Origin of the sequence: Bradyrhizobium sp. sGM-13 (genome assembly GCF_018398875.1) — a bacterium.
Lineage (GTDB): Bacteria > Pseudomonadota > Alphaproteobacteria > Rhizobiales > Xanthobacteraceae > Bradyrhizobium.
The window spans coordinates 23,150-32,980 of sequence record NZ_JAGWDK010000044.1; the positions used below are offsets into that span (position 1 = coordinate 23,150).

Annotated in this window: 5 protein-coding genes; 1 reads left to right on the top strand and 4 read right to left on the bottom strand. The window is 63.9% G+C overall.

What is annotated here, in order from left to right:
- The first annotated feature begins 96 nt into the window (after positions 1 to 96).
- The gene (locus tag KJQ96_RS34200; RefSeq protein WP_249734857.1) at positions 97 to 516 is read left to right on the top strand and encodes a hypothetical protein; all 420 of its coding nucleotides are present in this window, start codon (positions 97 to 99) and stop codon (positions 514 to 516) included.
- A 578-nt stretch (positions 517 to 1,094) separates the two neighbouring features.
- On the opposite strand, the gene KJQ96_RS34205 is transcribed toward KJQ96_RS34200, so the two are convergent.
- Genes KJQ96_RS34205 through KJQ96_RS34220 form a run of 4 tightly spaced genes read right to left on the bottom strand, consistent with a single transcriptional unit; the run spans position 1,095 to position 9,368 of the window.
- Positions 1,095 to 2,375, bottom strand: coding sequence for a TIGR02679 family protein (locus KJQ96_RS34205; RefSeq protein ID WP_213290649.1), 1,281 nt, complete (start codon positions 2,373 to 2,375; stop codon positions 1,095 to 1,097).
- The gene (locus KJQ96_RS34210; RefSeq protein WP_213290650.1) at positions 2,372 to 6,550 is read right to left on the bottom strand and encodes a TIGR02680 family protein; all 4,179 of its coding nucleotides are present in this window, start codon (positions 6,548 to 6,550) and stop codon (positions 2,372 to 2,374) included. The genes KJQ96_RS34205 and KJQ96_RS34210 overlap by 4 nt, the downstream gene beginning before the upstream one ends.
- Complete coding sequence (locus KJQ96_RS34215; protein ID WP_213290651.1) at positions 6,547 to 7,851, bottom strand: TIGR02678 family protein; 1,305 nt, start codon at positions 7,849 to 7,851, stop codon at positions 6,547 to 6,549. The genes KJQ96_RS34210 and KJQ96_RS34215 overlap by 4 nt, the downstream gene beginning before the upstream one ends.
- An 8-nt stretch (positions 7,852 to 7,859) precedes the next feature.
- On the bottom strand, positions 7,860 to 9,368 hold the full coding sequence (locus KJQ96_RS34220) for a TIGR02677 family protein (RefSeq protein ID WP_057854519.1): 1,509 nt from the start codon (positions 9,366 to 9,368) through the stop codon (positions 7,860 to 7,862).
- Between the last annotated feature and the right edge of the window lie 463 nt (positions 9,369 to 9,831).

Consider the following 9,831-nt stretch of genomic DNA (forward strand, 5'->3'; position numbering starts at 1 on the left):
CGACTGATCGTGCGCGCCCAGCTGGTTCGAGCGGCTTCTCGCCGACCCGACCAGAACGCGCAATCAGCGCCTCGCAGAGCATCATGGTGGCTCACAATGTGGAGCGGATGCCGGACTAAGTCCGGTCTCTCGACATTGTCCTATCATCTCGGCGTCGACCTCTCGCGCTTCCCGCAGGATCAAGTCCTGCCTGAGAATCTCGATGTCCCCGGTGTCGAAGGGCACTATCGCGAGGTCGCCGAGCCGACGCCGAGCTCAGGCTTGAGTCTCGCCGACCTGGGACAGCGCTACGGTGCGGGGAGAACCACCAGCGGATTTGCCGGCACGCCCGGTACGGTGGCCGATCGCATGCAGGAGTGGTTCGAGGCGGGCGCCTGCGACGGCTTCATGTTGCAGGTTCCGTACCTTCCAGGCGGGTTGGAGAGCTGGTCCACGGCCTCGTGCCGGAGCTGCAACGTCGTGGCCTGTTCCCCACGGAGTACGACCAGCCCGAGCTTGCGCGATTCTCTCGGCTGAGCTGGGCCAGGCCGGCGGGCTGATGGTCGCCGGTGGCCCCGACGCAATGTTCTTCAGTTTCAAACACTCCCATAATACGCAGCGCACCCTTGTGATCGTGCGACGAATGTCCATTTTCGGCCTGAAAAACCCCGGGGCACAACCAGTAAGTCATTGATAGTGCTCAGCGCGCAGACTCTCAATCAGTGGCCCGATCGGTGTCCATTCATGCAACAAGCTTAGGAATCTCCTGTTCAATCAATCGCAATAATCGGGTGTTGCGCCTCCCCGCAACCAAGCTTCAAGCCCTTGAAAACGTATCGTTTTCGAGGGCTTTTTGTTGTTCGAGTTTTGATCCCAAATTTCGTTCATGGAAGCGCCCGTGGAAGCGGCAGAAGGAAAGTCGCAGCGTAAGATCGACGGGGTTGCGCGCGACGAAATGACTCAATTGTGATCGGAGGCCCACTGGGAGCGCCGCCATCCAAGGTTTTGCTGCGCCGACTTTGCCCACTCCACAGCTGCACTACGATTTGAGGGCGGTTAGAGTCTCTTCGGGCGCCAAATTGCCACCATTCAGAATAAGTCCGCGAACCCAATCATTATGTGGCCCTGAGATCCTCCAACAATGACGCGGCTAACGCTTCTTCAGCAATGGAGAGCCGATGTTGCTGCATGGCCGTCATTAACCTTTCGTCCCATAACGCGGGCGCAGCCTTTCCCGTGAGAGCCTGTCCAAGACATGAGGTCTGTTCGACGGCGGACTCGTAGTCGCTCGCCCCAAAACGCCAGGGTTGGGCGCCGTGCTCGCGCATGACGTGGTTGCCGATCCGCACTCCCGGCCAATCGAAATCGCCATGATAGAAAAGCTGCGCCCGCGCTTTAGCCAGCTGCGACAGCAGGCATCGCTGTGCTGCGGCGGGCATGCCGTCAGTGCAGACTAGCGGCGCGCAATCGGAGCCCCAGTGATCCGCGGCGATTGCGACCAGGTTGGGATTCTCACAGACATAGACCTTGCGATCCGCCACGTCCCACGACGGTGGAGACCGCAACAGCGACCGCAGCGAAGCGTAAACAGGCTCTCCCTGCGACTGACTGTAATTTCCTGCATCGCGCATGGGCAGGTTCAGGAACAGCACCGGGCGAGCCAATTCATTGACCAGCACGCCGGCCTTGGCCCACACGTCGCGGTCGCGCTCCGCACCACCGCCCGGCTCCAGCTCGCCGTCTCCCGTTGGCTCGCTATCGACGTCATCATTGTTGTAATCGGTTCGAGCGATTACCTGACGCCAGACCGTCAGTGCCAGGGTTGCCGTGGGCTGGCCGATGTCGAGCGCGTGGGCGTCGCCCAGCACGTCGGCGGCCAATTGCGAACGTGTGATGCCGCTCGCGGGGAGGCATTGCAATACCGCTTCGACACGGCGACAGAGTTGGAGCGCCGCCGGTGGGCTCTGTCGTGCAAGGCGCTTGAGAAGCCCGATGCCCGCCGGAGCCTGCAGCAGTCCGATCAGTTCGCGGTGAGTGCAGCCGCCCAGCACATCCGACCACATTGTTTGCAGCGCAAGGCGCGTCGTGGCGAGATTCGAAATCGGGCCATCGAGTTTTTCAAGTGCGTCGCGCAGCGAAGCGGCGATGCCGGCATTCTGGAAAGCGGTGTCGACGAGGCGAACGTCGACTTGTAAGGATTTGGTGTAACGGAGCGGACGACCAAGCAGCGAAGCCAATGCAGCATGTTCCTCCGCGGTGAGCTTGCCGATGCGAAAGTTTTCAACCGTGGCGTCGAGCGGTGCCCGTTCGAAACGCTGACGCAGGCGCTTGCGCAGCAAGGCGTAACGGTCGCCACCAAGTAGGCGTTGCAGGCGTGGGTCGGTCGAGGAGATCATGTCGGCGCAAACCTGCGATCTGGATCGTCTTCGCGTGTCTTGGCGCGACCGTCCCAGCTCCAACGCGATACGAATACCGCGTCGATGCCTTCACGCCGCTGCAACTGGCAAATGGCGACGCCGGGCAGTTCGGCATAGCAGGCCCATTCACGCTCGCTGGTGATGACGAAGTCGAGATCGAACTCGCGGATCAGCCCCATGCAATGGGCGCGCGCGATATCATCGATGCCGGCGAACGCTTCATCGAGCAGCATCAGGCGCGGCGCCAGCGCGTAGCTGCCCTGACTGTAGAAACTGGCGACCGCGGCGAACAGCGGCACGGTGAGGCCGAGCGCCCGCTCTCCGCTGGAGGCCGGACCGGAGAGTTTGCGCCAGTGCCCGTCCTGCCAGCGCTCGACGCGAAAGCGGTGCCAGCGGCGATAGTCCAGCGCGCGGGCGAGTTGCTCGATCAGGCTGCCGCCCACGTCCTTTCCGACGCCCGAATCGGCGCGCTCGCGCTCGGCGGCGATGCGCTGCTGCAACATCGCGCCGACCACTCTCCGGTCGTCAGCGGACCAAAGGTCTGCACTGGTGTTGAGTAGGCGTTTGCGCGCTGCTTCGAGGCCGACCGGGGCACCTTCTTCCTCCGCCAGCGGCTGCCACAGCAGACGATAGCGTACCCCCGTGGATGTCGGGCGATCGTGCAATTCTTTATTGATCGCATCGCGCTGAGTTTCGGCCGCCTGCAGCAGGCGCTGCACTTCGGAGGCGATTTCAGCCTGCAGATGGTTCTCCAGCACAGCGCGCTCGTTCGCCGTCAGCAGTTCACTGCGCTGGGCGATCTCTTCGGCGAGGCGCGCGGCAAGGCGATCCGGCGGTTCGGGTCGGTTCTGGTAGACGACGCGGACGATAAGCCCCCAATCGCTCTGTTCTGCGTGCGCCTGGTGGCCGAGTGCGCTGAGGGCGCGTTGCAGCTCCGTCAGGTCTTCGCCGATCTGCCGTTGCAGGCGTGTCCAGGCGTCGTCGTCGTCCTTGAGTTCGGATAAGGCCTGTTCAGCGCGACGAGCCAGAGTAAGCGCGGGGTCGATCGTCCACGGGCCGCCCATGTCAGGCAGGTCGGCTTGCGGTAGCGCAGCCGCGAGCAGGCCGGTGGCCGCGAAGTGCTGGAACTTCGCGATTGCTTCGGTGCGCGCGTCGCTGCGTTGTCCGAACATATTGCTCGCAGTCGCTGCCTGTTCGTGCGCGACCGCGCGCGCCTCGCCGGACCTGCTCAGGACGTCGCGCGCGAGCGTTAGTGCGGAATTGCTGGCCTCGACGGCGGTGCCGGCATCGGCCAGCCGCCGTTGCAGCTCCTCGACCTTGGTGCCGACGGAACCGCGCAACACCTCGAACCGGACGGCGGCTTCTCCCGCCTCAATGCGGGCAGCCGCAAATTGTTCATCCTGCTTCTTCAGATCGTCGCGGGTTTCGTTCTCGCGGTTGCGTTGCCGCTGCAGCTCGGGCAGCGCCAGACGCACCTCGTGAACAGCCTGGGCGAGGCGGAGTTGGGCATCGTGATAGTGGTTCAACGCCATCTCGACCGCCGGTATTTCGGCTGATAATGCGGGAAGGCGCAGATCGGCGGCATCGGCCGCGAGTCGTTGCCGCACCGTCTGCAGGGCTTGTGCGGCCTCTTGGCATCGAAGATCGGCCTCGCTCAATTGCTGGCGGGCGGTCTGGGCCTCGCGCGCACTGGCGGCCGCAGCAAGATGGGCGTTGCGCAACGCCTCTTCGGGGGGAACCAGACGCCATTCATCGGCGGCTTGGTCCTGATCGCGCGTGAGTTGCGCGTCCATCGCCTGGACCGCAACGAGTTCATCGGCGATTTGTGTTAGGCGGCTGGCCACGTCGGCCAGTCGCTGCTTGCGGGCTGCGGCGCGGGCCGCATGGCCGATATAGACCGCCGCTGGTTTGGCCCAGGCGCCGACCAGCGCGGCGAGCCGAAAGCGACCGTCGGGGGCGACCCAAGCTTCGCTGTCCGCGGGATCGTCATCGGTGCAGGCGATGCCGGACAGCAGGCGTTCGACGAGTGCGGCCGGTACCGCGCTATCGGCGGGCGTGTCAGCGTGCAGCCAACCAACGAGCGAGAGCGCATGCGACCGTCGCCGCAGCATCTGGGTGTCGTGCAACAGCTCCACTCCGTCGCCAGCCTGCAGGTGGCCGTCGGGCGAGACCCATGCGTCGAGCAGGCCGGCGGCTTCAAGCGCGGCCTCGAGGCCGGCGCGCTGAGCGGCCGTGACCTCTTCGCGAAAATCCACCAATTGCCAAAGCGGCGCACCCTCGCGTGCATCTCTGGCATCGGCGCTGCGCGTATGCGGGTGGGGCGGCGTCGCATCGACGCCGGCTTCGAGACGGCTGCGTTCGTCTTCGAAGGTGTTGAGCTCCGTCTCCAGCGTCTGGCGTTGGCCATCGAGCGACACGCGACGCTGCGCCAGACGCAGACTGGCGTGCTGCTGCGCCGTTTGCAGGCAATGTCGCGCCGGATTGTCGCCATCCAGCCCAACAACCCAGTCGGCGAGGGCCGTGAGCACTGCGCGGCTGTCGTCGGTGCTGACCTGCAGTTGCTTTAGGCTGGCGAAGTAGCGCTCCCACGCCTGAATCAAGTAGCGGCCCTCGTGATCGACTTCCGTATCGGCTTGCTCGCGTCGTTTTGCCGTGGCCTCTACCGTGCCCTGTCTTTCGTCGCGCGTGTTCTGGCGTTGTGTATGCAGGGCTTCGGCCTCCGTCACCTCGGCATGGCGTCGCCGCAACAATGCGATCTGTTCGCGTCGATCAACGATCAAGGTGCGAAGGTCGGCGCATGCATTGTCGAAGGCTTGTGGCGTCAATGCGACCAGATCGGCGGCGGCGAGCGTTGCGAGCGGGCTACCGGCGTGCAGGCCGGCGACACCTGCCGCCTCGGCATGCGTCGCGCTGTTCTGACGTAGCTTCGTCATCACACGTTCGGCTTGCGTCATGCGCTGGACGGCGTGCCCGGTCTCCTCAGTGCTGCGCTTTAATCGCCGTCGCACCTCATCGACCGCCGCGGTGGCGGCTTGCAGCGCATGCTGCCGCGCCAAAGCGTCCCGCTCGGCGGATTCGAGACGGTTCGCGTCCTGCATGGTCGGGTCGGCACGCAGTATATCAAGCCGAGCCTGCTCGCGCTTGAGCGCAAGTTCCGCGTCGTCGTGAGTTATCCGGGCGAGCGCTTCCGCGGTCTCGGCCGTCTCGAGCCGCGCCTGCGCGTCGGCGCGCGCCCGGCTTGCGCTGTCAAACTCGGTCTGGGCTTGGCGCAGCGCGCGGGCCTGCCGCCGGCTCTGGGTACCGGCGTAGATCCGGTAGCGCTGGTCGAAGCGCTCAACGGCTCTTGCCAGCGCCTGGTATTCTTCGAGTTGGCGGCGATCTTCCTCCAACTGGCCCAGAGCCTCGGCGACGTCCCCAAGCAGTTCGGGTGCGAGTGGCGGCAAGGCCTCGGTGAGTGCGTCCGAGAGCGCGGTTTCGTCGGGCTTTTTCGACAATTGCGGCTGACGCAACTGAATCAGCGTATCCATCAAGGCGTCGTAGCGCCTAGTGCCGAGGTGGAACAATCGCTCATCGACCGCGCGCCGGTAGCTGACGGCGGTATCGAACACCTGGCCGCGGCCTTGCAGCGCGTCGCGCAGGCGTTCCCGGGTCAGGACCACGCGCTGATCGCTCATCAGCCAGATATCCTGATTGATGCGCGGAGCGCCAATGGAATCCTCCAGCACGAAGAACCAGCTCTCCACCTGGGGACGCGCAGCGACCGCGGCAAGCCCGGCGCCGAGTGAGAGGTAATGCGGCGTGCCGTCGTCGGCGAGGCGACCGAATTCGATCCAGGCGTAGCCGATGCGCCGGTCATAGCTACCCATCAACAGGTTCCAGGACATCTTCTTGCCGCTGTCGCCGTCGGGTTCGATGCGCGAGGACTTGAGCTGCGCATCGAGCAGGAAGGGCAGCGTCAGCGACAGCACCTTGGATTTGCCGGTGCCGTTGTTGCCCCGCAGCAGCAGATGACCGTCGCGGAACCAGAACTCTTCGCTGTCGTAGTGAAACAGCTCCACCAGTCCAAGCCGCAAAGGCTGCCAGCGTTGCCGCGTCGGGATTGGCAGCGCGGGTCTCTCGGAGAGAGCAGCAAATGAAGCCGGCCGGTCGTTCATATCGGACCGACCAGGGCATCGGCAGCCGCGGTCTGTACGCCGCGTGTTTCACGAAAGTTGCGGACCTCCGCCTCACCGAGCGCAAACCGGGCGAGCGCCGGGCGCGGATAGACCGTCTCGGCATCTCGCACAATCAGTTGAAGCTTTTCCAGCCGATCAAGGGCGATCTCCGCAAGCTCGCGTTCTGCGCCGGGTTCACGCGCAGATTTGCGCCAATATTTGCCATAGCGGGGCTTGCTCTCGCGCAGGTAATCGACGACGTCTTGTTCCCTGATCATACCAGAGAATGGTTGGGTCGCGCCGGCGGCATCCGTCTGCCGCTGCCTGTAAACGGTGGCCAGGAACTCCGCGACCAGCAGCGTGACATGGGCGTCGGTGCCTTCGGCGGGCATCGCCACATCTGTCAGCGAGCCAGCCTCGTCGACCAGCGCCAGACCTTCGGCGCGTTGCTCCGCGACCAGCCCGGTTGCGTCAGACAGGCGGGCCGCCATGGCGCCACGCTGGTTGACAAAATAGGCCCGGGACTCCGCATCCAGTGTGTCGGTATAGACTACCGGATCGTCGAGCAGCCGGCGTGCCAGTTGGCGGCGCAGAACGGTGCGTCGGCCCTCATCGCTGTCAGCCACATGCTCGTCGGCCAGGGCGTGCAGTCGCTGGTCGAGCGTGACCGGCGCATCCTCCGGCCGGAAAGTCGACGGCCCGCGCACGGCGGCCAGCATACCGGCGAGCGCGCGGCGCTGCACGTCGTAGAGTGCATCGGCCTGATCGCCCCCGGCATGCACGAAGGCTTCTTCGTCGCCGGCGACACGCTGCAGCACGCCCAAGTCGAGCAAGGTGCGGCACACCGCCACCAGTTCACGCCGCTCATGGGGAGCGCCGAGCGTGAAGCTGAAGCCGGAAGCCGCCAGCGTCGGCTCGGCGGCGAATTGCAGCAGCCGCTCACCCAGCAGTCGCAACGTGATCTGCGGGTCGGCGCGTTCGAGCACCGCGCAAGCCAAGCACAGCAGCACGTAACGCCGGCGATCATAAAACGGTAAACCGCGCATCGTGCTGGCGAGGTCCGCCGGCCGCTTATAAAGTCGAGCACCCTCTTGTTCGACGTGCAGCGCCCAGCCGGTTTCTCGCCCAAACCAGTCGCGCAGTGCGGCGGCCTGACGGCGGATCGCCGGAAAATCGTCGTGGTCCGGACTCATCAGCGGCGTCATCAGCAAGGCGCGCACGGCACTGCGAAATTCCTCGTTCTGGAACCGACGCTGTTGCTGGCCGATGCTGCGGCTGTCTCTACCAACGCTGGCGGCCATCGGCTGTCTCATGTCGGCGTGATCGTGATTAAATGGTCGCGCCCGGCAAATACGCCGCGCGGCGTATTGATCACAGCGCGGCTATCGACTGCGAGTGGCGTGAGGTTGATATGCAATAATCCGTCGCCGGTTCGCCGTTCCGCGCTGGTGTTCGGACCGGCCTGTTCGGTCAGCACCTCACCGAGCAATCCCAGGAACAGACCGAAGGCATGAATGTCCAGCTCGGCGAGATCTGAAAGGCGTGTGGGCTGACCGGTGGCGAGGTGCTTGCGCGCCGCCTCGACCTGCAGCGACTCCTCGGCGAGTTCGCGCGCCAGATGTGCGCGGGCCTCACCGCGATCACGCACCCGGGGCATCACGCCGCGCGGCGCGGCCTCACCGTATTCGCGTAGCCGCGGGTGAATCGTCAGTGGTGGCGCGTCGGCCCAGCGTGTCGAGGCCGGCAGATCGGCGTCGGCGTTGGGATTCAGCGAGAAATGTCGTGCCGGGTTGAGCGCGAAGGCTGCGCGCGCCAACCGGTGCGCCTCGCCATCGTTGCTGCAGGCAGAAAACCAGCAGGCGAGCATGCGGAAATCCGCGGAACGGTCGCTGCGCCCGCTGCGGCGCTCGTTGAGCGCGGCGATCGCTCCTAGCAATTGCGGAATTGCCGACCGTGCCCTCGCCCGCAACAGTTCGGCTTGTGAGGGTTCGTGGCCGGTACGGAAGAACCAGCCGCGCAGACCTCTCCAGCGTTCGCGCCAGGCATTCAAGTGAAGGGTCCGCGCGTCGGCCCGATCCTCCGCATCGCCGGGGGCTGCATCGCGTGCATCGCGCGTGGCGACTTGCTGTAGCAATGCGTCAATGCTCGGTTCCAGAGCGAGGATATGTCTGGCGATGGTGTCGGAGCGGCGCACCAGATCGCCCATGAACCGCTCCAAATAGTCGATTAGCTGGCGCTTGTAATTCGCTACCGCAATCGCCTCGGCCTGTTGCAACTCAATGCTGCGTGCGACGCCGGCCATGAAAGCCTGCGCATTTTCAGCAAGGCCCTCGAAAACGCGCACCAAATCCCGCAGTGTTTCGTGGATCTTCGCGACGTCGGCTTCCGCCTCGTCCGCCAGCGTTTGAAGCGCCTGCAACCGGTTTGCGATGTCTTCAAGCGCCACCGTTTGCAGTTCGGCGCGCCGTTGCAGTGTTTGCACGAAAAGCGCCAGCGCCGCTTCGACAGCCTCCCCGCCCTGCGAGAGACGATACAGGAAGCGTGCACGGTAGAAATCGCTGAGGCTGGAAACCCGCGCCGTGTCAGGATGCGATTCAAGATTGCCCCAGGCGGCAAGCTGGGCGAGCGCGGTGTTGACGTCCTCAATTCGCGGTGGTGCATCTAACCATCGGGCTTCGCTCAGTACTTCGTCAGGTCTTAATTGCAGACGGTATTGCCGTTTGGCTGCTGCAAAGACGTCCATGATGCGGCGGTAAAATTCAGATTTCTCGGCACTCACATGCCTGAAAAGCTCGGCTGAATCGCTGACGGCTCGCATCGGGCTTCTTCCCAAAGGTCTTCCACTGGAGTTGCCGGTTCGCGCGAACACGATAGTGCATTTGTCTGTTCGCTGCAGCCAAATTGGGTTCTATCCACGGTTCGTGGATCGGGCGCGGGCTAGCTTCCCTGCATGCGGCTGAATCGCGCTTACTGTTGGGGTAGATGGTCAGCCTTTCATCTGAGGTGATCCGTAAATTATATAGTAATTTCAATTACATATGAATTCGTAGTTTTAGTCTGAGTGGCGTGCCATTCTTCAATGACCGAGCGAACGCCTCTCCGGATTTGTCTCTTTTTCGTCTCCGCATTGCGGAGCTCCATGCTTCAGCCCACCTGTTAGTCCTATCCTCTTTCGAGGGACGGTTGCCGATGAGCCAGGAATCCAAGACGGCTGGCGCGCAATACGCTAGATTAGCGTTTTCTTGGTTCGAATCATATCAGGCGGCGTCGGCGAGTTTGTA

Excerpts from the sequence above, each read along its gene's own strand:
- KJQ96_RS34200 (WP_249734857.1), top strand. The coding sequence starts at position 97 with ATGTGGAGCGGATGCCGGACTAAGTCCGGTCTCTCGACATTGTCCTAT.
- KJQ96_RS34220 (WP_057854519.1), bottom strand. The coding sequence starts at position 9,368 with ATGCGAGCCGTCAGCGATTCAGCCGAGCTTTTCAGGCATGTGAGTGCC.
- KJQ96_RS34210 (WP_213290650.1), bottom strand. The coding sequence starts at position 6,550 with ATGAACGACCGGCCGGCTTCATTTGCTGCTCTCTCCGAGAGACCCGCG.
- KJQ96_RS34205 (WP_213290649.1), bottom strand. The coding sequence starts at position 2,375 with ATGATCTCCTCGACCGACCCACGCCTGCAACGCCTACTTGGTGGCGAC.
- KJQ96_RS34215 (WP_213290651.1), bottom strand. The coding sequence starts at position 7,851 with ATGGCCGCCAGCGTTGGTAGAGACAGCCGCAGCATCGGCCAGCAACAG.